General features: G+C 61.6%; 18 protein-coding genes and 1 tRNA gene. 12 read left to right on the top strand and 7 right to left on the bottom strand.

Annotated features, from left to right (window positions below):
• Positions 1 to 17: 17 nt before the first annotated feature.
• Together HMPREF2781_RS02420 and HMPREF2781_RS02415 are read right to left on the bottom strand one after the other, a co-directional pair.
• Positions 18 to 1,304 carry an Rv3212 family protein gene (locus tag HMPREF2781_RS02420; RefSeq protein WP_070644103.1) on the bottom strand — a complete coding sequence of 429 codons (1,287 nt, stop codon included), beginning with the start codon at positions 1,302 to 1,304 and terminating at the stop codon, positions 18 to 20.
• Positions 1,301 to 2,689 (bottom strand): DEAD/DEAH box helicase, encoded by a 1,389-nt coding sequence (locus HMPREF2781_RS02415; protein ID WP_070644101.1) that lies wholly within the window; start codon positions 2,687 to 2,689, stop codon positions 1,301 to 1,303. Before HMPREF2781_RS02415 ends, HMPREF2781_RS02420 begins: the two co-directional genes overlap by 4 nt.
• A 102-nt stretch (positions 2,690 to 2,791) precedes the next feature.
• Here HMPREF2781_RS02415 and HMPREF2781_RS02410 point away from each other — a divergent pair, with 102 nt between their 5' ends.
• Genes HMPREF2781_RS02410 through HMPREF2781_RS02375 form a run of 8 tightly spaced genes read left to right on the top strand, consistent with a single transcriptional unit; the run spans position 2,792 to position 15,087 of the window.
• Positions 2,792 to 3,013: a DUF3107 domain-containing protein gene (locus HMPREF2781_RS02410; protein ID WP_012714903.1), complete on the top strand. Its 222-nt coding sequence runs from the start codon at positions 2,792 to 2,794 to the stop codon at positions 3,011 to 3,013.
• Between the two features lie 32 nt (positions 3,014 to 3,045).
• The gene (locus HMPREF2781_RS02405; protein WP_070644098.1) at positions 3,046 to 3,987 is read left to right on the top strand and encodes a DUF3152 domain-containing protein; all 942 of its coding nucleotides are present in this window, start codon (positions 3,046 to 3,048) and stop codon (positions 3,985 to 3,987) included.
• 29 nt (positions 3,988 to 4,016) lie between these two features.
• Positions 4,017 to 4,790, top strand: coding sequence for a hypothetical protein (locus tag HMPREF2781_RS02400; RefSeq protein WP_070644095.1), 774 nt, complete (start codon positions 4,017 to 4,019; stop codon positions 4,788 to 4,790).
• Between the two features lie 3 nt (positions 4,791 to 4,793).
• Entirely contained in the window at positions 4,794 to 7,970 is a 3,177-nt protein-coding gene (locus HMPREF2781_RS02395) for an ATP-dependent helicase (protein ID WP_256375083.1), read from the top strand.
• Positions 7,963 to 11,175 carry an ATP-dependent helicase gene (locus HMPREF2781_RS02390; RefSeq protein WP_070644089.1) on the top strand — a complete coding sequence of 1,071 codons (3,213 nt, stop codon included), beginning with the start codon at positions 7,963 to 7,965 and terminating at the stop codon, positions 11,173 to 11,175. The genes HMPREF2781_RS02395 and HMPREF2781_RS02390 overlap by 8 nt, the downstream gene beginning before the upstream one ends.
• 42 nt (positions 11,176 to 11,217) lie before the next feature.
• Positions 11,218 to 12,330 carry a potassium channel family protein gene (locus HMPREF2781_RS02385; RefSeq protein ID WP_070446120.1) on the top strand — a complete coding sequence of 371 codons (1,113 nt, stop codon included), beginning with the start codon at positions 11,218 to 11,220 and terminating at the stop codon, positions 12,328 to 12,330.
• Positions 12,330 to 13,064: an NAD(+) diphosphatase gene (locus tag HMPREF2781_RS02380; RefSeq protein WP_070644086.1), complete on the top strand. Its 735-nt coding sequence runs from the start codon at positions 12,330 to 12,332 to the stop codon at positions 13,062 to 13,064. Before HMPREF2781_RS02385 ends, HMPREF2781_RS02380 begins: the two co-directional genes overlap by 1 nt.
• Positions 13,036 to 15,087: an ATP-dependent DNA helicase UvrD2 gene (locus HMPREF2781_RS02375; RefSeq protein WP_210385993.1), complete on the top strand. Its 2,052-nt coding sequence runs from the start codon at positions 13,036 to 13,038 to the stop codon at positions 15,085 to 15,087. The genes HMPREF2781_RS02380 and HMPREF2781_RS02375 overlap by 29 nt, the downstream gene beginning before the upstream one ends.
• 6 nt (positions 15,088 to 15,093) lie before the next feature.
• Here HMPREF2781_RS02375 and HMPREF2781_RS02370 read toward each other — a convergent pair whose 3' ends face one another.
• A complete protein-coding gene (locus HMPREF2781_RS02370) occupies positions 15,094 to 15,924 on the bottom strand; it encodes a hypothetical protein (protein ID WP_070644080.1) in 831 nt (276 codons plus the stop codon).
• A 72-nt stretch (positions 15,925 to 15,996) separates the two neighbouring features.
• On the opposite strand from HMPREF2781_RS02370, the gene HMPREF2781_RS02365 reads away from it, so the two are divergent.
• Entirely contained in the window at positions 15,997 to 16,494 is a 498-nt protein-coding gene (locus tag HMPREF2781_RS02365; RefSeq protein ID WP_070644078.1) for a M48 metallopeptidase family protein, read from the top strand.
• Here the strand turns inward: HMPREF2781_RS02365 and HMPREF2781_RS02360 are convergent.
• Positions 16,491 to 17,897, bottom strand: a complete 1,407-nt coding sequence (locus HMPREF2781_RS02360) for a zinc-dependent metalloprotease (RefSeq protein ID WP_070644074.1) — start codon at positions 17,895 to 17,897, stop codon at positions 16,491 to 16,493. The genes HMPREF2781_RS02365 and HMPREF2781_RS02360 overlap by 4 nt on opposite strands.
• Before the next feature lie 93 nt (positions 17,898 to 17,990).
• Between HMPREF2781_RS02360 and HMPREF2781_RS02355 the strand changes: the two genes are divergently transcribed.
• Complete coding sequence (locus tag HMPREF2781_RS02355; RefSeq protein ID WP_070644071.1) at positions 17,991 to 19,067, top strand: YlbL family protein; 1,077 nt, start codon at positions 17,991 to 17,993, stop codon at positions 19,065 to 19,067.
• Positions 19,068 to 19,071: 4 nt separating this feature from the next.
• Here the strand turns inward: HMPREF2781_RS02355 and HMPREF2781_RS02350 are convergent, their stop codons facing one another.
• Together HMPREF2781_RS02350 and HMPREF2781_RS02345 are read right to left on the bottom strand one after the other, a co-directional pair.
• Positions 19,072 to 19,752 carry a beta-N-acetylglucosaminidase gene (locus HMPREF2781_RS02350; RefSeq protein ID WP_070644070.1) on the bottom strand — a complete coding sequence of 227 codons (681 nt, stop codon included), beginning with the start codon at positions 19,750 to 19,752 and terminating at the stop codon, positions 19,072 to 19,074.
• Between the two features lie 77 nt (positions 19,753 to 19,829).
• The gene (locus HMPREF2781_RS02345; RefSeq protein WP_070644067.1) at positions 19,830 to 20,420 is read right to left on the bottom strand and encodes a PPA1309 family protein; all 591 of its coding nucleotides are present in this window, start codon (positions 20,418 to 20,420) and stop codon (positions 19,830 to 19,832) included.
• 123 nt (positions 20,421 to 20,543) lie between these two features.
• On the opposite strand from HMPREF2781_RS02345, the gene HMPREF2781_RS02340 reads away from it, so the two are divergent.
• Both HMPREF2781_RS02340 and HMPREF2781_RS02335 read left to right on the top strand, forming a co-directional pair.
• Positions 20,544 to 23,522, top strand: a complete 2,979-nt coding sequence (locus tag HMPREF2781_RS02340) for a UPF0182 family protein (protein ID WP_070644453.1) — start codon at positions 20,544 to 20,546, stop codon at positions 23,520 to 23,522.
• Positions 23,523 to 23,677: 155 nt separating this feature from the next.
• Positions 23,678 to 23,754 (top strand) — tRNA-Met (locus tag HMPREF2781_RS02335).
• Positions 23,755 to 23,906: 152 nt separating this feature from the next.
• Here the strand turns inward: HMPREF2781_RS02335 and HMPREF2781_RS02330 are convergent.
• On the bottom strand, positions 23,907 to 24,650 hold a 744-nt coding region (locus HMPREF2781_RS02330), incomplete at its 5' end, for an IS1249 family transposase (protein ID WP_141750564.1).

The raw sequence follows: 24,650 nt of genomic DNA, 5'->3' as shown, positions 1-24,650 counted from the left end.
CTTAAACAACTAAGAAGTTAAGAGGCAGTGAGCGCCACGGCGGTGTTTCCACGCTGCTCGATGATGACAGTGCCCGCAAGAGTCAGCGAAATTGGACCGTTATAGCCGTCACGGTCGACGGGAATGCTGTGCTCGGTCTTTCCGGTAGCCCAGTCCACCACGTCGATCCCTTCCTCCGTGGGCACCAGTAACCGCTCGCCGACGGCGATGCCGGTGCCAACTGCCTGCTCCAGAACATGGTCCACTTTGAGCTCGGTTGGGGTAAAGAGATAAAGACGTTCGCCGTCGAACCACGTCATGTGGTGGGGCAGATCAGCGACCGCAGGGGCGAAGGGGGAAGCGGAATTCGTGATGGCCTTCGATGGCTCCACGTCCGTGGAGGAGAGCGTTTCGCCCTCAAAGTTATAGGAGACGATACGTGGCGCATCGCCCGGCAGAAAGACCGCAGCGGCCTCCTGACCATAGGCAATGAGACGCGCGCCTGGGTTATCAATCTCGATATCCTTGGAGATTTCAGGCGAACGCGCATCCTCTGGTGTGGCGTTTTGGATGCGCAGCCACGTGGAGTCTGGAGAATCCGGACAGGATTCGGTGACGGCCATCGTTTCGGTGCGGGTCAGTGCTGAGGAGATGGCGCAGTCTTCGTGGGGCTGGAGGTTCGGTTCTTGCTTGGCTTCGACATCGCCATATTCAACAGTGCGCACCAGGTCAGAGCGCCATAGTTCTACGCGCTCGGCGGAAACGGTCCCCACGCGGTCATTCGACATAATGGGGACCACCTGCTCGGAATTACGGGCGCTGCGGGTATCTGAGTACTGGCCGGACACCGCATCGATGGCTACCACATCGCCGCAGCCATTTCCCGCGTCATAGGTGGCAACGACTTTGTTCCACGCCGTGCCGAGCGAACAGAGGTCGGCATCGCGGCGCTGGTAAGTCCAGACCGTATCGCCGGAGGTATCCGAAGCGCGGAGGGTATCGCCGTCATGGGTTATCAGCATCTCCTTCGTGGATATCGCGCGGGACTGTCCCGGCACCACAGTGTTGGGGAGGCTGAAGGTTTCAGTGAGGGAGTTGGGGACGGTATCGAGAGTCTGAGTCTTGGCATCAGACGCGGCATCGACAGCGGGAGTGAGCTCCGACTTGTGGATCGGTGCCGTAATCACCGCGCCGCCAATAGCAATGGCACAGACCGCGCTGATCGCGCCCACTGCAAGCCAGTCTGCCTTGGTGGAACGCAAGATGGGAGCCTTCTTCGCAGAGCTTGGCTTCTTCGCGGACTCCGGGCCCTGCTCGGTGCTCATCGGCGTCCTCCTTGGCGGGGCTTGCGCGTGCGGGAACGGGTGCGGCGGGAGGCACGGGCAGATGCTGTGGAGGAACGTGGTGAGCCTCCACGCGGCGACTCCCCACGTGAGTGAGAGCGCCGCGGTGCACCCAGCACTTTCGTGGGTGGGCCGACGGTGTCAGCAACCGTCTTTGGGATATCGAGGGCTTCCGCAAGCTCCGGGGAGGTGCTGAACCACTGCGGTGGCTCTGGCTGGCCCAAATCGAGCTCATCGTTGATGACTTGCCATTTGCCCAGCTCGTCGTAGCCGACGAGAGTGATGGCCGTGCCCGTGTGCCCCGCGCGACCAGTGCGTCCGATGCGGTGGACAAATGTCATCGGGTCATCGGGCACCTGGTAGTTGATGACGTGGGTGACATCGTCAATGTCGATGCCGCGAGCGGCGACGTCTGTGGCCACGAGAATCTCCACGGTGCCTTTCCGGAAGGCATCGAGCGAGCGTTCGCGTGCTTTTTGATCCAAATCGCCGTGGACCGCGCCCACGCGAAAGCCGCGCTGTGCCAGCTCGTCCGCGACGGCGGCGGCCGAGCGTTTCGTACGCGTGAAGATGATGGTGCGTCCGCGGCCTTCTGCCTGCAGGACCTTTCCCAAGACCGCGATCTTATCCATACGGTGTGCCTGGAAGGTGACCTTGCGCGTGGAGGCATGCGTCTGCCGGGCGTCACCAGACTCGGCGCGGATATGGACCGGCTTTTCCAGGAAGGTACGTGCCAAGGTCACGATGGGCCCAGGCATGGTGGCGGAAAAGAGCATGGTCTGGTGTGGGTTGCCGTGCAGGAGCGAGAGGATCTTCTCGATATCCGGCAAGAAGCCCAAGTCCAGCATCTCGTCGGCTTCATCCAGAACTAAAACGCTGACGTGGTCGAAAGAGAGATGCTTCTTCTGGCAGAGATCGAGCAGACGGCCTGGGGTGCCGACGACGACGTCCGCACCAGACTCAATCTCCTTGATCTGTTCTTCATAGGGGCGCCCGCCACACAGAGTGACCACTCTGAGCGGAAGGTTTGCGGCGGCGAGCTCCAGGTCCCCGCTGACCTGGATGGCCAGCTCGCGCGTCGGTGCAATGACCAGTGCGCGGGGAGTGCCGTCGAGTTCCGGGATGTCGGCGTCATCGAACACGCGATCCAGCAGCGGGACACCGAAGCCATAGGTCTTACCCATGCCGGTGCGCGCTTGGCCGATGAGGTCCTGGCCATTCAAAGCGATGGGCAGGGTGAGCTCCTGGATGGCAAAGGTGTGCGTAATCCCGTTGTCAGCGAGGGCATCGCAGATCTCTACAGCGACGCCGAGTTCGGCAAAGGTAGGGGATTCGTGGGATTCGCGGGATGATTTCGGGGCAAGCACACCTTGATAGTAGAGGACGTGGCTATAGTGGGGCCATTAGAGCGCCGGGGCGCAGTTCTCACGGCACCGATTAAAGAACACGATTTAAGGGAGACACACCACATGGATATCAAGTTTGGTTTTGCCGATACCGCCCGTGAGCTGGTTATTCACGCGGAAGGTGAGCGCGAAGAACTGACCCAGACCATCAACAACGCCTTGGCAGACAACTCCACCCTCGAATTGAAGGACACCAAGGGCCGCTCCTACATCGTGCGCACTGAGCGAGTTGTTTACGTAGAAATCGGCACTGCGCGCGCACATACCGTCGGATTTGCGGGCTAAGTACGCGCGCGCTGGCTCAGCGGGTAGCCTAAATGGCCATGGAGAATCCCGCGGATTTTAAGCAGCACCCGCAGCGCCTTTCGGCGGTGGAGCGCTTCGCGCGCGAGTACGGCTGGTGGCGCGTGGTGGCGATCCCCGTCATGGTCGTCATCACTGTGTGGGTGCTGGTTGATGTTTTCCGCTCCCCGTCCCAGGAAGCGGAGGTGACGGCGGCAGGGGAGACGTCGGCAAGCAGCACTGCCGCATCCGCCTCCTCGCGTAAGGGGCCGGATCCCGCCAATGCCAGCGCGGTGGCCGCCGCCAAGGATGGTTTGCCCGCCGGCGGTGACTTCACCGAGCAAGGTGAGGAAACCTACCGCGATGCAGGGCCGTCTACCATGCACGCGGGCCAGGGCGGCAAGCAAACCATCCGCTTTTCCGTTGAGATTGAAAACGGCATCGACACCTCCGCATATGGTGGGGACGGTGCTGTCGTTGCGCTTGTTGACGCCACTCTGGCCGACCCTCGCGGGTGGACGGCCAACGGTGACTTTGAATTCATCCACGTCAAAGCCGATGACAACCCTGATACGCACATCCGTCTGACGTCATTGGGAACCACGGCGAAGTTGTGCGGCGCGCAGTTGGAATCAGAAACCTCCTGTCACACGACCATTACGGGGGAATCCGCGGTCAACCTCAACGAGTCTCGGTGGGTGCGTGGCGCGACGCCCTTTGAAGGAGACTTGGGCAACTACCGCCAGTACCTGATCAACCATGAGTTTGGCCACGCTATCGGTTTTGCGGCCCATCAACCCTGCGGCGGGGACGGTAAACTCGCGCCGGTCATGATGCAGCAAACGCTGAGCTTGAACAACGCCAAGCTTTTTGAGAAGGAACCCAACGAGGTTTATCCGGACGAGAATGTCACGTGCGAGCCGAACCCGTGGCCCTACCCGAACCCGGCTAATTCTGATCACGCTAAGCCCGAGTAGGTCGCCCCAAACCTAAGGATTGTTTTCCCATGCCATTGCCACCTGAGCCCGTTCTTGCCGCTTTCAACGCCGAGTTTCACCCGCGCCGAACACAGGGTGAGCTTGTGGGCCCTGCGTGGGATAACGGGATCCGCGTGGGCGATATTGTCTTCGCCGAGGCTCGGCCGTGGACTGGCTGGTCCGCCAAGGTCCGCGAGAAGCTCAGCCTGCCGGGAGCACGTATTGCCCGGCCGGTGCTGACGGCGGATGGGCGCTACACTGCTGCCGGGTGGAAAGCCACGCAGTTCGTGGAGGGGCAGTTGCGGGGGCGCATCGATGAGACTGCGCAGATGGCACTGCGCCTTGATGAAGCGCTCGAGTTGGCGCCGTTGCCGACGGTGGACCGGCGCGATGATGTGTTCGCACGGGCAGAACGGGCAGCGTGGGAGGAGAGCGGCGAGGCCTATTCCGATGCTGAGCTTGCGCAGCTCCCACTTGTCACCGCCCACATGGACGTGCTGGGTACCACGGTTTTCTCTGGGGCGAACCCGCCAGCGCTGACCGATATCGTACCTTCCGCGGCACCGCGCCCGGTTGGCTGGTCCGCCGCGCTGGTCATGGTGGATGGCCTCATCGCAGGCGCAGTGGATGATGATATTTCTGCCCGCTTTGCGTCGGTTCCCGGCATACAGCAGCTGCTCTTGCGCGCAGTGGCGTATCGCCGTTACGTCAATACCCTGCACCCGCGCTCCAAAGCAACCGTGCGTTCGAATATTGAAAGGGTCGAAGAGGCCCTCGTGTCCGCAGCATCTGACACACTATAGGGCGTGAAGTACAGCAGCGAATCCCCCATACGTACCGGCGTCACGCTTCCTCCCTCGCCGGAAGTCCGCCTCATTCCCCGAAGCCGCCGCGCCACGTCGCGCGAGTGGGATGTTCCTTTGCCACAGCAAGGTACCTGGCGGGTGCTTGGTGCGGCGGGATCAGGGGTGTCGAGCCTGCTGATCGACGTTGTCTTGGCCCAACTCAATGCTGGAGCCGATGCCTCCGGCATCCTCGTCGTCGCCCCCTCCAAGGAATCCGGCTCGTTGCTGCGCCGGGAGTTAGCAGAAAACCTCGATGACTACGCCGCACAGACTTCGATGGTGCGCTCGGTGCACTCATTGGCTTTTGCGCTTCTGCGCCACAGCAGCGAGGAGGAGCTGCGTCTCATCACTGGTGCGGAACAGGATGCAGTGATCCGTGAGCTGTTGCAGGGCCATGCGGCCGATCGCCGGGGCGCGTGGCCAGAGGAGATGCGCCCGGCCCTAGAGTATGTGGGCTTTGCGCGCCAATTGCGTGATTTGTTGCTGCGTGCCATCGAACGGGGGCTCGGACCGACGGACTTGGAGGAGCTGGGACAACGCTACGGCCGGCCCATGTGGGGTGCTGCCGGAGACTTCCTGCGCGAGTATGAGCGCACTCAGGCGCTGGCGGGTTCGCATTCCTATTCCGCTGCGGAGCTGGTCAGCCAAGTGCTTTTGCGCCCAGAGATGTTGCGCGAGCACCCGTGGCACACCATCGTGGTCGATGACGCGCAGTTGCTGGACCCGACCTCCGGCCAGCTGATCGCGGAGCTGGCGAAAACTGCACGCCTCACCGTGATCGGCGGTGACCCCGACCAAGCGGTTTTCGCCTTCCGTGGTGCTAATTCGGAATTCCTCACCACCTGGAAAGCAGAGAACGAACTTCGCCTGAGTTCTACGTACCGCAGGCCGTCCCCGGCGTGCGTGAGCGTCGTGGATTCCCGCGGCACCTTGCGTGATGTCCTGGCCAATACGGTTCGCCGCCGGCACTTAGAAGACGGCGTGGACTGGCGTGATATCGCAGTGATCGTGCGCTCTACCGGGGATATTGGATCGGCCCGTCGCACGCTGCTTTCTGCTGGCGTGCCGGTGCACATCAACCCCACGGACGTGGTACTCGCTGAGCAGCGCTTGGTCAAAGCAGTACTTCTGGCTTTGCGTGCTCTGGAAAATGAGCTTGAGCCCGTGGAGCTCGAGGACCTGATTACAGGTCCCGTGGGCGGCGCTGATCCGGTGACTCTGCGGAGGCTCATCCGCGGCCTGCGCCGTTGGAAGCCGGAGCAGCGCGGAATGAATACACTGCGGGAGTTGCTGGACGGTGAGTTGCCGGACTTCAATAACCTCCTCACCGAGCGCGAGGAAGCGATTTTGGCGCGTATTCGCGGGGTGCTGTCTGCCGGGCGCGCGGCCTTGCAGCAAGGCGCTGCTGTTGAGGAAGTCCTGTGGGAAGTGTGGCAAGCCACCGGTTTGGATACACGCCTACAGGCAGCAGCCCTGCGCGGCGGTGCCGCGGGTTCGCAGGCGGACCGTGACTTGGACGCGATGATGGCCTTGTTCGACGCCGCCGGCGATTACGCCGAGCGTCGTCCGGCGGCGTCGTTGGAGTCCTTCATTCTGCACATCACGGAGCAAGAACTGCCCACCGGCGTGCGGGATCGCCGCTCGGCCTTGCCCAATGCAGTAGAAATCCTCACCGCGCACGGCGCAGTGGGGCGCGAGTGGGACACCGTCATCGTGGCGGGCGTTCAGGAAGGAACATGGCCCTCGGTAGGGGAGACCGGCTCTCTTTTTGGGCAAGAAGATCTCATCGATGTGCTGGATCGCGGCATCACTCCCGGCACCCCAGTCAGCCACGTGTCGGGGCGCTTGGCGGAGGAGCGCCGTCTCTTCCACGTGGCCACTACCCGTCACCGGCAACGGCTGCTCATCGTGGCGGTGGACTCACCGGAGAGCGATGTCGTGGAAGAACCCTCGCGTTTCATCGACGAGTTCCTTTCCGCTCGCGGCGTTGATGTTCCCGGCGCACAAGCGCGCCGGGAGGCGGGTAAGCGCCTCGCACGCCAGGCCTGGCCACGTGAGTTGGGCCTCGAGGTGCCGGAGCCGAATCCGGTGACGCTGCCCAGTGCTGCTAGTGGGGAGGAAGAGCTCGATCCTCTCGATGTCTCCGTACTCTCGGTGCCCGCGTTCGTGGCGCAACTGCGCCGTTGTGCAACTGATCCGGAGACCAATGAGGCGGAACGTTCCCAGGCGGTCCGGCAGTTGGCCCGTTTGGCGGAGGCTGGGGTCCCTGGGGCGCATCCGGATCAGTGGTGGGCCGCGCGCGGCGTGGCTTCGGAATTGCCGCTGCGTGGTTCGAGCACGGTGTCGCCATCCCGGGTCGATGCCTTGCTCACGTGTCCGCTCAACGCGGTGCTCGGGCAGCTCGTGGAGGATGATTCTGCGAACATCAACCTGCTACGTGGTAATTTGGCGCATGCTTTTTTGGAAGCGCTGGGGCGCGGTGCTGCCGCCGAGCCTGCGAAGCGGCTTGTGCTCGATGCCTTCGATGCGCTTGTGGAGGGGCCAGCGTGGCATCGCGAGGCTGAGCGTGTGGACTTTGAGCGCCTTATCGACCGCACTCATAGTTGGGTGCTCTCGAGCTCTACATCACTTGAACCCGTTGGCGTTGAGGTCCCCGTCAACGTGGACATCGGCTCCGATGTCACCATTCGCGGGTTCATTGACCGGTTGGCGAAGGCCGGGGAAGACTATGTCGTGGTGGATCTCAAGACGGGGACAAAAGTCCCGTCGGCGGCCCGCGCCCAAGACAATACCCAGCTCATGACATATCAGTTGGCGCTAGCACACGGCGCGCTTGTTACAGCACCCGCGGAACCTGGCGGCGAGTCGCAGGCTGTGTCTATCCGGACCGGTGATGGCCTGCCGCGTGGCGGAGGTGTTCTGGTGTATCCGCGCTCCAGTACTGCCGCCGTGTCCACCCGGGAGCAAGCCACCAAGCCTCCTGAAGAGCTCGAAGAATTTGCGCAGTCGCTGCCCGCACTCGTGGCTGAGCTGCGTGGTCCGGACCTGACCGCACGTGAAAACGCTGATTGTGATCGCTGCCGGATCCGCTCTATCTGCCCTGTGATGAATGAAGGAGGTCTGGTGACCGATGCCTAAGAATCCCGCTCAACACTTCAGCCCTGAGGAGCTGGCTGCCGCGCTGGGCAAGCCCTTTCCGCCCACCCCGGAACAGGCCGCCGTTATTGATGGCCCGCTTGGACCGAAGCTCGTCGTGGCCGGCGCAGGCGCTGGTAAGACGGAGACGATGGCCTCGCGTGTTGTATCGCTCGTGGCCAATGGGCTCGTGCGGCCTGAGCAAGTCCTTGGCCTAACCTTTACCCGCAAGGCAGCCCAGCAACTAGAGCAGCGCATCCGCCGCCAGCTGCTAACCCTGCGTTCCTCTGGAATCCTTGCCCCGGGCAGCCCAGCGGCAGAAGCAGTGGAAAATATCGCGCCAAACGTGTCCACCTATGACTCTTATGCGGGTGATCTTGTCCGCGAGTATGGCCTGCTCATGCCGGTCGAGCCGAATGCCCGAATCATCACCGAGGCGGAACGCTATGCCATCGCCCACGAGGTGGTCAGCAATTACTCGGGTTCGCTCAGCACAGATAATGCGGTGTCCACGGTCACCGCTACCTTGCTCAAGCTCGCGGAAACGATGGACGGAGAGCTTAAGAATCCGCAGGATCTCTATGAGCACGAGGACATCTTCCGCAAGACCGCTGAGGACCTAGAAAAGAGCAAGAGGACCAAAGGCGAGTTCGGCAAGGACTTGCAGAAATACCTGGATACCCAACGCCTGCGCCTGGAGTACCTGCCCTTGGTGGAAGCTCTCAAGAAGGAACAAGCGGAGCGCGGGGTCATCACCTTCGGTGAGCAGATGTCCATCGCCGCCACGCTGGCCAAGAACTTCCCGCTCTTAGGTGAGCAACAAAGCGCGCGTTACCGCGTCATCATGTTGGATGAGTACCAAGACACCTCCCATGCGCAGCGCATCTTGCTGCGCTCGCTCTTCGGTGGCGAGCGTGAGGGTCTATCAGTTACCGCGGTGGGTGACCCCATGCAGTCCATCTATGGCTGGCGTGGCGCGACGGCGGAAAACCTGGAAGCTTTTGTCACAGACTTTCCGCAGCCGGACGGCACCCCGGCCCCGAAGGACCAACTCACCACCTCCTGGCGTAATCCCTCGACGGTACTCAGCTTGGCTAATGACGTGGCGTCGAAGCTCTTCTCCTCAAGCCCCGGCGAGCGCCCAGTAGATGAGCTGTCGCCCAAGCCCACGGCGCCGGCCGGCAAGGTAGAGCTGGGCTATTTCGCTTCTGAGGACGAGGAGCGCGCTTTCATCGCTGAGCATCTCCGCCAGCTTTATGAGTCCACGCCGGAAGGCGAGGATTTCAATGCCGCCGTACTCGTGCGCACCAATAAGCAATCGCCGTTGATCGCCGCTGCCTTGGATGAGGTCGGTGTGCCCAACGAGATCTTCGGCCTCGGTGGACTTCTCTGGCAGCCGGAGATCCAAGATCTTGTGGCGGTAGCCACGCTTTTGGTGCGTCCACAAGACACCGCCGCGGCGCTGCGTGTGCTGACCGGACCGATGTGCGGTCTGGGCATCGCCGATATCCAGGCGCTGCATTCGCGTCAGCGTAATCTCGCCGGCGCCACCGAAGGCCGCACGCGGTGGGAAGGCGGTGATCCCCTGGCGCACCTAGCCGCCCAGGTTGAGGAGATTACCGCGGAGGGGCCGGACCAGGTGCTGGGGCTTGCCGACGCCCTCGCAGACCTCGGCGAACGCGATCGCTACAGCACCGAAGGCTTGGAGCGCATGGAGGAGGTCTCCTCTAAGCTGCGCTACCTCCGTACCTATTCTTTGGGCAAGACTCTCAACGACATCGTGGCCGATATTGAGCTTCTCTTCGGCTTGCGCACCGAAGTCCTCGCCTCAGGTAAGCCGGGCGGGGCAACGCACCTCGACGCCTTCGCCGACTTTGTCGCGGGCTTCCACGGTGATGGCTTGGCTGGCCTTTTGGACTATCTTGAGTTGGCTAAGGAGAAGGAAGACGGGCTCGAGCTGGGAGAGGTCCCGCTTGTGCGCAACCGCGTGCAGATCATGACGGTGCACAAGGCCAAGGGCTTGGAATGGGAACACGTCTGCGTGGCGCATGCGGATTCCTCGAGCTATAAGGCGCAGGCGGAGACCTTCCTGACCAAGATCGAAAAGGCCCCAGGTGACGAGGACGTCATCGATGTGCCCGAGGATGCGGTGACGCGCTCTGACTTTGATAAGGCGTGCACGGCTTTCAAAGAACAGAACCGCGAGTTCCAAGCAGAGGAAGCGGCACGTCTTTTCTACGTGGCCATGACCCGCACCGAGTCCACGCTGACGGTGACTGGTTCCGGCACGAATAGACTCAAGGGAAAGAGCAAGAAGGGCCCCTATTCCTACCTGCAGTTATTAGCAGATAAGCATCCGGAGCTGATTGTCCATTGGGATATCCCCGACATCCCTGTGGAAGAGGAGGAAGGAGGTGCAGTTGAGGCCTCTTTCCCTTCTTTGAACCCGCAGTCGGAAGCGCTGCAGGCAGCAGAGGCGGTACGCGCGGCAATGGAGAACCTCCCTCCGCTGCGCGATGGCGAAGTCTTCGGTCTCTGGGAACAAGAGGCGAGCGCGCTCATTGAAGAGCACAAAGCGCTGCAGGCCCCGGTGGTCGATGTAGAACTACCCGGCGAGCTGACGGCTTCTGACATGGTGGCCATGTCGGCAGACCCCACCCAATTCGCACGCCGCCAGCGCCGCCCCATCCCCTTCAAACCTAATTCCTACGCCAAGCGCGGCACTGCTTTCCACGCGTGGCTGGAGGATCGTTTCGGCGCGCCTGCCTTGCTGGGGGAGGATGAGCTGCCCGGTTCTCATGATGAACCGGACCACGACTTGGAGTCTCTCAAGGAGTCCTTCCTAGCCTCGGAGTGGGCACAGCGCACGCCGGCTTTCGTAGAGGCCCCTTTCGAGATCACCATTGGGGATTCCGTCGTCCGCGGCCGCATGGATGCGGTATTCCAACAGCCGGATGGCTCGTGGCTCATCGTGGACTGGAAGACTGGCCGCCGCCCCCAGGGTGCTGCTCTGTACTCGGCGCAGATTCAGCTCGCCGTCTATGCGGAGGCATGGCGGCGCATCCATGGCGTGGAGACTGTCCGCGCGGCTTTCTACTACGTGCATGAGAACTATCTTTTGGAGCCGGAGGACTTGCCCACCGGGCCACGGTTGGCTGAGCTTTTAAGCTCTGCAGTTTCCACGTCACCAGGGTTGAGTCTAAGGTAGTCTCACGAGGAAATCCGCATCATCTAGGGAGGTTGGCGCTTCGTGCCCAAGCACTTAGGCAAACGCATTACGTCGCGTTTCTTGTCGCAGGTAGAGCTGACCTCGCAGCCTGACCATGCGCTGCTTGACGTCATCACGATTCCGCGTACCGCGAGCACCAGCCCGTGGAAGCAACTGGCGCGCCGAGTTATCTGGGCTATGGGGCTGATGGTCTTTGTCACCATCATCGTCTTTTTCGACGGTGATGGCTACAGCGAAGACCTGTCCTTCCTCGATGCCGCCTACTATTCAGCGGTGTCGTTGACCACTGTGGGCTATGGCGATATCGTTCCCGTCACCCCCACCGCGCGCTTCATCAACCTCATTATCGTTACCCCGGCCCGCCTGCTCTTCCTTGTTTTGTTGGTCGGTGCTACCTTGTCGGTTCTGACGGATCGAGCCCGCCGCACCTTTGAAATCCAGAATTGGAGAAAGCAATTGCGTAACCACACCGTTGTCATCGGCTATGGCACTAAGGGCGCTGGTGCGGTCGCCGCCCTCATCGCCGATGACGTTCCCGCCTCCCAAATCGTGGTTGTTGACAACAACCGCGCGGCCCTAGCCAGCGCCGAGCACCACGGCCTCGTCACCATTTACGGCTCCGGAACCAAGCAAGACGTGCTGCGCATCGCCGGCGCGCAGCACGCCTCGTCGGTGGTGGTGACTCCGTCCACGGACGATACCGCGGTGCTGTGTACCTTGTCCGTGCGCGAGCTCAACCCCAAGGCCAAGGTGGTCGCTTCCGTGCGTGAATCCGAGAACCGCCACCTACTCCTCCAATCCGGTGCCGATTCGGTGGTCACCTCCGCAGAGACCGCCGGACGTCTCCTGGGCCTAGCCACCGTGACACCGACGGTGGTGGAGATGATGGAGGACCTCCTCTCGCCGAACGAGGGCTTTTCCGTGGCCGAGCGTGCGGTGCGCGAATTCGAAGTGGGCTCCAATCCACGTCACCTCGCCGACATTGTTCTGGCGGTTCTGCGCAACAACGAGCTACACCGTGTCGATACGGCAGACGCGTATGCACTCAAGCCTGGTGACCGCCTGCTCTATATCAAGCATGAGATGCAGCAGGCTGCGGAAGATACCGATGAAGACGAGGATGAAGGCAACTAATGTTCCTGCCCGTCACCGAGACTGGCCTTGTCCCGGTATCGCCACAAGGCCAGCCGGTCTTTCTGGCTAAGCCGACGGGGGAGATCGTGGTTGCGGCCGGGGATATTCACGCTTTCCTGGTGGAGTCCGAGGCCGCCGAGCGGCTCGGTACACTGCGCGATGCCACCTTCTTTAACGGTCAGCGCGACATTCTCAAAGCCCTGCATCTGATCCGTAACCGTCGGGAAGCGCGCTTTGATCCACGCACTGGGCGGGAGCTGTCCTACCCTGCGCCAGGGGGCGTGGGACATGATGGCGAACGCCTCGTCTTTCCCCGCTTGGATCCCGCCGTCATCGGCATCATTCACCACGCGGAGTCGGACCGTATCCTGCTGGCTCGCAACCGTCACCGTCCAGGATTCTTTTCACTCATCGCCGGCTATGTCGATCCCGGCGAGACCCTTGAAGAAGCGATGATCCGCGAGGCACTGGAGGAAACCGGTCGTCGCGTTGAGTCAGTTTCCTATTGGGGCTCGCAGCCCTGGCCGCCTAGTGGCTCTTTGATGGTGGGCTTTTCCGCGGTCACGGAGGATGTCCAGCCCGTGTGCGATACTGACGAAGAGCTCGCAGAAGTGCGGTGGGTGTCCCGCGCTGAGCTGCCAGAACTGACCATTGCCCGCAAGGGTTCAATTGCACACACGATGATTATGGAGTGGTTCCACGGTGATGAGACCGGATCTGTCCTTGCTCGATGAAGACCAGCGAGCCGCAGCCACGGCGCCGCGCGGCCCAGTCTGCATCCTGGCGGGTGCCGGAACGGGTAAGACCCGCACGATTACCTATCGCATCGCTCACATGGTGGACCAGGGTTTCGTCAACCCGCAGCGCGTTCTGGCCGTCACCTTCACCTCTCGCGCCGCGAGTGAAATGCGCGAGCGGCTCAACCAGATGGGCGTTGGGGGAGTACAAGCCCAAACCTTTCACGCCGCAGCGCGCCGCCAGTTGAAGTACTTTTGGCCGCAGGTTGCTGGGGATCTGCCCTGGCAGCTCATTGACAACAAGTTCAGCCTGGTCGGCCGCGCGGTCCGCTCGCTTGGCCTGGACAACAACAAGGACACCATTCGTGATTTCCTGGGGGAAATCGAATGGGCAAAGTCTTCACTGATTAGCCCCGAGGGCTATCCCGGTGTCATCGAATCCACGGACCGCGAGGCGCCGGGGGATCCGGCCAAGGTGGCGGAGGTCTTCCGCCGCTATGAGGACATGAAGGCCACCCCGGATCTCATGTACCTCGATTTTGATGACTTGCTCATGCACATCGCCGGCGCCATCGAGAACGTGCCTGCGGTGGCGGAGGTCTTCCGTGAGCAGTACCGAACCTTTGTGGTGGACGAGTATCAAGACGTCACACCGCTGCAGCAGCGAGTACTGGAGGCCTGGTTGGGGGAGCGCGATGACCTGACGGTCGTGGGCGATGCCAACCAGACCATCTATTCCTTCAACGGTGCTTCGCCGGACTACCTTCTGAATTTTTCCCGCACCTACCCGCAGGCCACCGTGGTCAAGCTGCAGCGAGACTACCGCTCCACCCCGCAAGTGACGGACCTGGCTAACGAGGTCATCTCGAAGGCCACGGGCCGCGCGGCGGGGACCCGTTTGGAGTTGCAGGGCATGCGCGAGCCTGGACCCGAGCCCTCGTTTAAGGCCTATGAGTCTGAGGAGATCGAGGCCAAGGAGGTCGCAGGCCAGGTTCTGACCCTGCTGAACCAGGGAGTGAAGGCTTCCGAAATCGCAATTCTTTACCGCATCAACGCGCAGTCGGAGCAGTTCGAGCAGGCGCTTGCTGACGCTGGAGTGGTTTACCAAGTCCGCGGTGGCGAAGGCTTCTTCCGCCGCCCAGAGATTTTGGAGGCCATCCGCGTGCTCATCGCTGCCACGCGCCGCGATGATTTGCCGAATGATCCGGTGGCTGTGGCACGTGCGGCCTTCGTAGAGTTGGGACTATCCGCCACGGAACCGCAGGGTGCGCAGGCCCGCGAGCGCTGGCAGTCGCTCACGGCGTTGGTGGACCTCATCGCGCAGATCGTGGAGGACCACGAGGGGATAGACCTTCCTGGTGTATTGGGTGAGCTGCACCGTCGTTCTGAAAACAAGCACAACCCCACGATGGAGGGCGTGACCCTCGCTACCATTCACGCTGCCAAGGGCCTGGAGTGGGATGCGGTGTTCCTCGTAGGCCTCACCGAAAAACTCCTGCCCATTAACCACGCCATCAAGGCCGGCGATGAACACGTGGAGGAGGAGCGCCGGCTGTTTTATGTCGGCATTACCCGTGCCCGCGAGCACCTAGCTTTGTCGTGGGCGCTGGCTAAGACCACGGGTTCGCGGGCCTCGCGTGAGCGAACTCGTTTCCTGGACGGCGTGGTCCCGGGAATCGAGGAAAGCCAGTCATCGAACCGTCGCTATCGCCCGCGCCGCTGCCGAGTGTGCTCGGGGCAGCTCAGCAGCCCGGCGGAGAAGGTCCTCGGCCGCCACGAGTGGTGCGAGTATGAGGGTGATGAGGATGTCTTCAACGCGCTGCGCGCGTGGCGGGCGTCTGTGGCGAAGGGTTCTCAGGTTCCTGCCTACGTCGTCTTTTCTGATGCGACTCTGCAAGCGATTTCGGAGGCTCTTCCAGCCAACGAGGCGGAGCTGCTGGATATCTCCGGGGTGGGCCCCTCGAAGCTGGAGCGCTATGGTGCGGAGGTGCTGCAGATCATTGCTTCTTCCCGCGGCTAAGAGGAGCTAAGAAGCAGCGCAGTACGTGCATCGAGGATGTTCCATGAGAAGCCTCCGCTGCTCTAGGCCGTAGAGGTCTATCTCCGTGAGTTCGCCGGCGAGCGGCTTGCCGCCGGGCGCTCCTGGCGGGGCCGGCCTTCCCAAGAGCCGGCGAATAATCACCACTGCATGCATCACTATCGCAGTACGCACGATGGGGTCGCCCGGTGCTTCCACTGTCGCGGCGCGGTGGGCCACCTCGTGCCATAGCTCGTCTGATTCGATGCGGTGCAGATGCGCGCACAGTGGGCAGGGGCCAGACCCGTCGATGCGAACTGGTCCGATGATGCCGCGGGCATCGATCATAGATACCGGTAACCAGGTGGCTGGGGAATTGCGCAGTGCCTGTGCCCACTCCGTGGCACCATCCAGCATGTCGACAGCCACGATAGGCAGGTGCCCGGCTACGTTTGCGATGTACTCGGCGGGACTTTCGCTGTGGAGAGGAGAGCGTGGTTGGAAGGAATCACCAAGCAGGACGTCGCGCAGCTCATTGGCCAGGGCGGAGGTCCCCAGCACAGCCACACGTTGCGGCCGGGGCGCCGGCCACAAAACACGGTAGCTAATCAGATCCTCCACTAAGCTGCGGGCAGCTGAGGGGCTCATGCCCGTATTCTCAATGGATTTTTCAATGGTTTGTCGGGTCAGCGGCGTGCGCAGTCTGTTGAGCAAGCCCGCCAGCTGCGGGTGGGCTTCGAAAACCCCGACTCGCGTGGCATCCATCCCACACTGGAGCATTCCGGGTTCGCGCTCAAGAATGGTGGTTTCCGGCGCCAGCATGTACGTCTGTGCACTCAAGACTGTCCTCCCCGTTTTGCCCCACCCCAGGTGTGTTTAGACACCATTGCACCACAGGTAGAATGCCCTGTCATGTCGAGCAATCCCGAGGTACGTGTCATCCGTTCGGCACGGCGCCGTCGCACCGTCCAAGCCCGCGTGGTCGACGGTGTTCTGGAGGTGCGCATTCCCGCGTGGATGTCAGCGGCGGAAGAGCGCGAAGCGGTGGATGGCATCGTGGCGAAGGTGCGCAAAAAGCACACCTCTTCGCAGCTTTCCGACGATTCCCTGGCCGACCGCGCCCGCACACTGAATGCCCGCTTTTTGGAGGGCCGCGCCACGGTGGGTTCTATCCGGTGGGTGAGTAACCAAAAATCCCGCTGGGGTAGCTGCACTACCTCAACGGGAGATATTCGGATTTCTGACCGGCTGCAGGATGTTCCCGACTACGTCCTCGACGCGGTCATCATCCACGAGTTAACGCACACCTTCATCCCGGGTCATGGTCCGGACTTCTGGGAGTGGGCCGATCGAGCCCCCAAAGCCGAGCGCGCGAAAGGATATCTCGAGGCCTACCAGCGCTTCCGTTAGTTCTCGTCTTCCGGCTTGTCCTTTTTGTTTTCCTTATCCTCGTCGGCGTCCTTCTCCTTGCCAGCAGTATCACCGGCGTCCTGCTGGCGGAGCATCTCCTCCAGCTTGGAGAATTCTTCTTCAAAGCCCTCATCAGGGGTGTCATCGAGCAAACCGTCGATGAAGGACGCAGGGTTCTCCAGGTGCTCGGCCGTGGGCAGAAGATCCGGGTGGTCCCAGGCGGAGTCACGTTTGTCGGCGCCCACCGCGACGGTGGCGCGGCGCCAGAGTTCAGCGGCCGCCTCCACCTTCGGGGCATTGAGCTCGATGCCGACGACCTGGGAGAAGGCCTTCTCTGCGGAGCCGCCAGTGGAGCGGCGGTGCGCCCACGCCTCGGTCATTGCCTTCGTGGACGGGATGCGCTCTCCCAGGGCCTCGGTCACCACGTGTTCAACCCATCCCTCGACGAGTGCTAAGAGGGTCTCCAGACGAGAAGCCGCGACTGCGTTGCGGGAGGTGATCCGCGGGGATAAGTCCATGCCCTGTAGCTTGCTCATCGCGTCCTGGATGGCCTCAGGGTCACCGGATTCCAGGTTGAGCTCGCGGGTAGCTTCCTCGATATGGGAGGTATCGATAACCAAGCCCATGGCGTATTCCTCAACGGAGGAGACGAGGCGCTCGACCAACCACGGCACATGCTTGAACAGGCGCTGGCGGGCGGCTTCACGGGCACCGATATAGACCAGCACTTCTTGGCCCGGAACGTTGAGATCGCGCGCAATGGCCTGGATATTGTGCGGCAGGAGTGCAGTGGTGCCTGCGGGGGAGACAGGCAAGCCGAAGTCAGAACCGGTCAATGCCTGCGCAGCCAGATCACCCAGCGCGTGGCCCAGCTTCATGCCGAAGTTCATGCCGGACATCGAGTTCATCATCGAGGTCATCGGGCCCATCATCTCGCGGGCTTCCTCCGGCAGGGATTCCAGCTGCGCGGAGTTCATGTGCTCCGCAACCGGGGTGACCATGCGCTGCCACATCGGCAGCGTCTCATCCAGCCACTGCGCGGAATTCCACGCGGTGACGGTGCCGGATGCGGTGGGCAGGATCGTGGCATCATCTAGCCACAGTTCCGCTAGCCTCACGGCTTCCTGCACGGCGGTGCGGTCTTGCTCGCTGACCTCTTTGTCGCGGGAGATTTGCTGGTGCGCGATGCGCTTGGCCAAGTCATAGTTGACCGGGCCGGAACCCTCCGGGGAGTTCATGGAGGAACCCATGCCGGAGAGCATCTGGCCGAACTGATTCAACAGGTCTCCTAGGCCACCGTTGCCTGCGCTGAAGCCGAAGGCGCCGAACGGGTTCTGGTCGCGACGATCGTTATCATCGTCATCGTCGTTATTGGGGAAGGAAAAACCGAATCCGTTGCTCATGGACCCCAATCTACTAGGTTTCCTAGCGCGGATTCTAGGACCACGGCAACGCTGAGAGCGAACAAGCTCCACAAGGCTGTAGGCTGATCCTCCGTGAAAACTCCGCAGAACCCCCGAACCCGCCGCTTGTCCACTTTGACGTGGGGAGCCATCCCGGTGGTGCTGACGGGAGCCCTGCTCAGCATCGACCACATTCCCGGCACCGATATCACCTTGTCGGTGCCTTATGCCGCCGAGGGGCCAGGTCCTACCGTGGATACCCTGGGCGAGGTGGATGGGGAACCCGTCGTCAACGTCGAAGCTCCGGACACGTTCCAGCCGGAGGGGCAGCTCAACATGACGACGGTCTCCGTGCGCACCAACATGACGCTGGCCCAGGCCCTGGGGCGGTGGTTGTTTACGGATGACACCATCGTCCCCATCGAAAATGTCATCCCGCAGGGCAAGACAGATAAGGAGGTCCAGGAGGCCAATCAGCAGGCCTTTACCCAGTCCGAGTCGGCGGCCACGGTCGCCGCCATGGACTATCTGGACAAACCGGTGAGAATCGAGGTGGCACAAGTACTCGATGACGGCCCCGCAGCAGGCGCGCTTGACGACGCCGACATTATCACCACCGTCAACGGTGACAAGGTCACGGAGCCTGGCCAAGTGCAAGAGAAGATTCGCGCTCTTCAGCCTGGCGATGAGGTGGAGCTAGGCATTGTTCGCAAGGGCAAGGAAAAGACTGTCGGGGTCACCCTCGGCTCCCACCCCGAGCAGGAGGACGTGGCCCTGCTAGGCATCCTTATGACCTCGGTTCCCACCGAGGACATCACGGTGGATTACAACCTGCAGGACGTCGGCGGCCCCTCGGCCGGCATGATGTTTACCTTGGCGGTGATTGACAAGCTCTCTAGCGAAGATCTCACCGGCGGCCGGTTTGTCGCCGGCACCGGCACTATAGGTGAGGACGGCAAGGTCGGCCCCATCGGCGGTATCGTCCACAAGGTTCACGCGGCTCAGGAAGCGGGCGCTGAGCTTTTCCTCGCCCCAGCCGACAACTGCGCGGAGGCAGTCAGCCGCGATACCGGAGACATGGTGGTGGCTAAGGTCCACACGCTGGATGATGCCATCGAGGCCATGCAGGATTTTGCGGAGGGCAGGCCCGTCGAGACCTGTGAAGGCTAGCCCGCTAAACCAGGCCTAGCTCCTTGAGGCGCTCTTCCGGATCGTCCTGGTCCGTGGAGATCATCTGCTGCATGATAAGGCCCTCATCGTTGTCAACGACGGTGAGGATGGCCGTGTTGCCCAGCATGGACCAGCCCACGACGCGGTTGCCGCTGTCCTCGATGACGCGGGAGCTGCGCAGCTCGGTGAGCACCTGGGTGGTTTGGGAAGCCTTGGTCTTGGACTTGAAGAACTGGAACTGGCCTACCTCCGAGCCAGAGCAGTTGAAAGAATCCGTCACGCCATTGGGATCGCAGCGGTCGAATTGCGCGAAGATCCCCTCCGGTACGAGCCCACCGAAGATTTCATAAGCTTGCTCCACGGAAGCATTAAACGCCCCGCTGGGCTCCGCGGACTCGCTGGCGTCCTTGTCTTTGTCTTTGCGGTCGGCGGAGCTGCGGGCTGAGGATTCATCCTTCGCGTCTGAGCTGGTCTCAGACTCAGAGGCGGCAGGAGAGGTCGTCTCGGATTCCTCGGCGGACGTGGCTGGGGCCGGCGCGCTGGTCTTCTCCGCGGCGACGGTGGTTGCTTCGCTCGCAGGCGCTGGGTCAGGGGAGGGGGCATCGTCCTTCCCACATGCGGAGAGCAGGCAGCCGGTGGCAAGCACGGCCGAAGCTGCGGCGGTGAAGCGGGATGTCAAGCGCACGAGAGACTCCTCTATCAATTGCGTGCCCAGCCCCGAGAGCTGAGCACTAATGGCCACTGCATTCTGAGTTTAGTCGATTAGAGCATTTCCTCCGGATCTTGCTCCAACCCGTAGCGCAGCGCAGCGATGACCCCCGGTGCCACATTCGGTCCGCCACGCAATTGGATATCGTCTTCTGCGAAGGGGCCGGCCTCCGCTAGTTCCTCCTCGGTCGGACGCAATTGCAGCAGGGTGAGCTCCGCGCCATCGTTGTCGACACTCTCTGCATCGGCTGTGGAGCTTCCGTCCAGGGCGGTAGCCCGCAGGACTCCGGAGAAGAGGCGGGCGGGGCGGGCGTCGCCAAGCGCGGCGTCCGAGGTGTCCTTAAACATGATCTCCTGGGCCAGGATGACGCCGGCGATCTCCCGCGGCCATGCTAGCCGCGAGACGTAGTCCGCGAGGTGCTCCGATCCCGGTTCGATGCCTTCCGGCAATTCTTGCACCACGAGGGTGAGGGGAGAGGAGTCATCGACGTCCCCAAGCTGGGTGGCCACCAGCTCAGTAGGGACGAGAGCAAAAAGGGTAGGAGGCGCATCCCAGCCTTCGGCGTGGATGAAATCCACGGCTTCGCGCATCGCCTTGTTGAGCGCGCGGTGTACAGCGGGCTGGGAGGAAGGTTGGGAACTCATAAGCGTCCTTGTTCGTTGACGGTCATAGTGCTTCTCTAGACTAGAAGCTTGATACCTCTATATTCGCACGACACTTGATTGGAGCTGGAGTTGGCTTCCGGACTCAACCGACCCGCCGCCCCGATGAAACGTCCGCCCAAATTTCTCTCGTGGGTTGTCGCCATCATCGCGGTCCTCTTGTTCATTGGCCCCATGTTGGTGGGCTTCTACACGGATTGGAAGTGGTTCGGCGCGATTGAGTACCGTGGGGTCTTCACCAAGACCCTGGTGACGCGCATCGTCCTCTTCATCCTCTTCGGCCTCGTAGCAGCGGCTGTGACGTACGTTGCGGGCCTGATTGTGTGGCGGGGACGCGGTGACTCGATGGACATGGCGGACTTCAATTCCCCCGTTTATCAGTACCGCAAATCCATTGAGAGCACGATGAGTGTCTTCCTCAAGGTCATCCCAGTCCTCGTCGGCGTCGTTTCCGGCCTGTTGGGGCAAGCCAACTGGCGGACCGTCATGCTCTTCCTCAATTCTCATGACTTTGGGGTGGCCGACCCGCAGTTCAACCACGACCTTGGCTTCTACGCCTTCCGTTTGCCGGTGTGGTCAATGCTGGTCAGCGCTGCTTCCATGCTGGTCGCAGTGTGCTTCCTCATCGCACTTGTGGGGCACTACATTCTTGGCGGCATTCGCTTGGGCAATCGCGCCGCCGGCGTGCGTGGTTCGCTGTCGAAAGCAGCGCGCACGCAGCTCGCCGTCACCGGTGGCATTTGGATGCTGCTCCAGGTGGCTGGCTACTGGCTGGGGCGCTACGAGTTGCTGTACAACCAGCACTCGCTGTTTACGGGTGGTTCCTACACGGACATCAATGCCTACCTGCCGGCAAAGATCATCCTCATGATCATCGGCGTGTTCGTGGCCGTGGCGATCTTTTCTGCAGTGGTCATTAAGGACCTGCGCATCCCTGGCTTGGCCGTGGTGCTCATGGTGCTGTCCTCCTTGGTCATTGGCCAAGGCTGGCCGCTCATCATGGAACGCTTCTCCGTGAACCCGAACCGCCAGGCTAAAGAGGCGGAGTCGATCTCCCGCAACATCGAGTCCACTCGCTTTGCCTATGGCCTCACAGACGACAAGGTGACCTACGAGGAGAACTGGGGCGCGGAGGACGTCGCCGATGACAAGGTTGCCTCGGATGACTCCACCATCTCCAACCTGCGCCTGCTGGACCCGGACATCTTGGCGCCGACGTTTACTCAGATGCAGCAGCTGAAGAACTTCTACGGCTTCCCAGAGACGCTGGCGATGGATCGCTATGAAATCGATGGCGAACTCCGTGACTTCGTGGTCGCAGCCCGCGAGCTGGACCCGAACGAGCTGCAGGAGAACCAGCAGAACTGGATTAACCGCCACACCGTGTATACCCACGGCAATGGTTTCATTGCGGCGCAGGCCAACACAGTCGATGAGGTAGCTCGTGATGCCGGTTCGGCCCGTGGTGGTTTCCCCATCTTCACGGTGGCGGACCTGCAGACCCAGGCGGGCAAGGACGCCGAGGGTGAGGGCGAAACCCAGAATGCTGAAGAATCCCTCGGTATCAAGGTGGACCAGCCGCGAACCTACTTCGGCCCGGTGATCGCTAGCGCCCAGGATGGGATGGACTACGCCATCGTGGGCAAGACGGGTGATGAGTCCGTCGAATACGACACCGATACCTCCACCTACACCTATGACGGCAAGGGTGGCGTCGACATCGGCAACATTGTTGACCGCACTGCCTTTGCGCTGAAGTACCAGGAACTCAACTTCCTGCTCTCGGACCGCGTGGGGCCGGAGTCCAAGCTGCTCTATGACCGCGACCCGCGCGAGCGCGTGGAGAAGGTTGCTCCCTGGCTGACGACGGATTCCTCCACCTACCCGGCGGTCATCGACGGCCGCATCAAGTGGATTGTCGATGGCTACACCACCTTGGATTCCCTGCCGTATTCGCAGCGCACCTCCCTGACGGAGACCACCCAGGACGCACAGAACCCGACGGGCACGACGCAGCGCTTGGTCAACGATCAGGTGGGCTATATCCGTAACTCGGTGAAGGCGACTGTCGACGCTTACGATGGCACCGTCGATCTCTATGAGTTCGACACCGAAGACCCCGTGCTTAAGGCATGGGAGGGTGTCTTCCCGGGCGTCGTCAAGCCCGAGTCGGAGATCTCCGACGAGCTGCGTCAGCACATGCGCTACCCGGAGGACATGTTCAAGGTGCAGCGCAACCTGCTGGCCAAGTACCACGTAGATGACCCGGGCGTCTTCTTCAACAACGACGCCTTCTGGTCCGTGCCGGAGGATCCGACTGCCGGTGAATCCCAGGGGCTGAACCAGCCGCCGTACTACGTGCTGGCTTCCGACCCGGAGACCAACAAGCCGAGCTTCCAACTCATCACCTCCTACCGCGGTCTGAACCGTCAGTTCCTCTCTGCACACATGGCGGTGTCTTCTGATCCGGAGACCTACGGTGATATCACCGTGCGCGTGCTGCCGACGAATACCCAGACCCAAGGCCCTAAGCAGGCGCAGGACGCCATGATGTCTTCTGATCAGGTGGCTCGTGACCGCACACTGTGGCAGGGCTCGAATGACCTGAAGAACGGTAACCTGCTGGCCCTGCCAGTGGGTGGGGGAGAGATCCTCTACTTGGAGCCGATCTACTCGCAGCGCAAGGGCCAGGAGTCTGCGTTCCCGAAGCTGCTGCGCGTGCTGGTGTCCTACAAGGGGCGCGTGGGCTATGCGCCGACGATTGGTGAGGCCCTAGAGCAGGTCGGCATCGACCCGAAGGCCGCCCAGGACATCACCGAAATTGAGGGTGACTCCGGTAAGCAGACGGAGAAGGATGACGAGGAGGCCAATGCCGCCGATAAGAAGGACGAAGAGAAGGACTCTGAGTCTTCCGCACCGGCCTCCGCTCCGAAGGCATCTGACGAGGGCGAGGCTATCGACGCCATCAACAAGGCTCTCGATGGTGTAGACAAGGCCAAGAACGGCTCCTTTGAGGAGTACGGCAAGGCCCTGGACGAGCTCGATAAGGCAGTGGAGGACTACCGCTCCCTGCAGTCTCAGTAAGTCCGGATAGGTGCCGGCGAAAACTCGGCGCCTCACCTATGAAATGGCGCCTGCCCAGGGGATTTGGGTAGGCGCCAAGGTGTCTGTATAGTTACATCCGTCGCCAGCACACGGGACAGTGTGCAGAGCGCTTGATGTTTGGAAGTACATCTCGACGCGGGGTGGAGCAGCTCGGTAGCTCGCTGGGCTCATAACCCAGAGGTCGTAGGTTCGAATCCTGCCCCCGCTACCAACTTCCGACCCCTACCAGGGAATATCCTGGTAGGGGTCTTCTTCATTTTGTACTGAAATCGCCACTTGGTGCACTAGATGGTGCACTGGGCTCAAAATCGGGTTAAGTAGGGTTAAGTAAAGAAAAGTGTGTCTTTTCCGGGCGTGTTGCGGTTATTTGATCCAGCCTTTTTGGATGCCGAGGTTGTGTTGGTAGCTGGTGTCGATGGCGGTGTCGTATTCTGCTGGTGCACCGATGTCATTGGTAGTGGCTGTGGTGTCGTGGGTGATCATGTCTGTTGCTGTGGAAAGTGCGTCTTGACCCCATCGTTGGTCCCTGGCGATCTTGACCGGATCGTCAGGGACTTCTGTATGTAGATACAGCCACCAATCCATCACTGTGCGTTGATGCGGTAGTGATAGTCCGCGGTGTCTGCGGGCTAGTTCTTTTATGGGGGCGTTGATGCCACCTTCGAGGCTGTTTGTTGTTGCTGCAAGGTTGTCGGGGTCGATGGTTGTTGGTGGGGGTTGCAGGTAGGTAAACAGCAGGTCTCTGCGGTGCAGAGATAGCAATGATTGATAGGCCGCTCGGACGCGTTGGTGGGTGTAGACCTTGGTGTAGGCGCCGGTAACGGGGTCTTTGATGGTGGTTTTCTCGTTCATCCATTCCCGGTAGGTGTGGTCGAATTCGTGCAGGTGGGCGACCCATGTGGATGCTTGGTCAATGTCGGTGATGCGAGTGAGTTTCAGGGCTAGGCGGTAGAGGGTTTTGCCGGCATCGGTGCGGGGGTTGCTGGTGGTGTGGCGGCGGACTGTTCGTTGGGCGTGGACGAGGCAGCGTTGGATGCGTGTTGTTGGCCAGCAGTGGTGGATGGCTGATTGGGCACGGGCCTGGCCCCCGGAAAGTAGACACGTCGG

This window comes from Corynebacterium sp. HMSC062A03 (assembly GCF_001811145.1).
In the GTDB taxonomy this organism is placed as follows: Bacteria; Actinomycetota; Actinomycetes; order Mycobacteriales; family Mycobacteriaceae; genus Corynebacterium; species Corynebacterium aurimucosum.
This window is presented reverse-complemented; position numbering and strand designations above follow the sequence as displayed.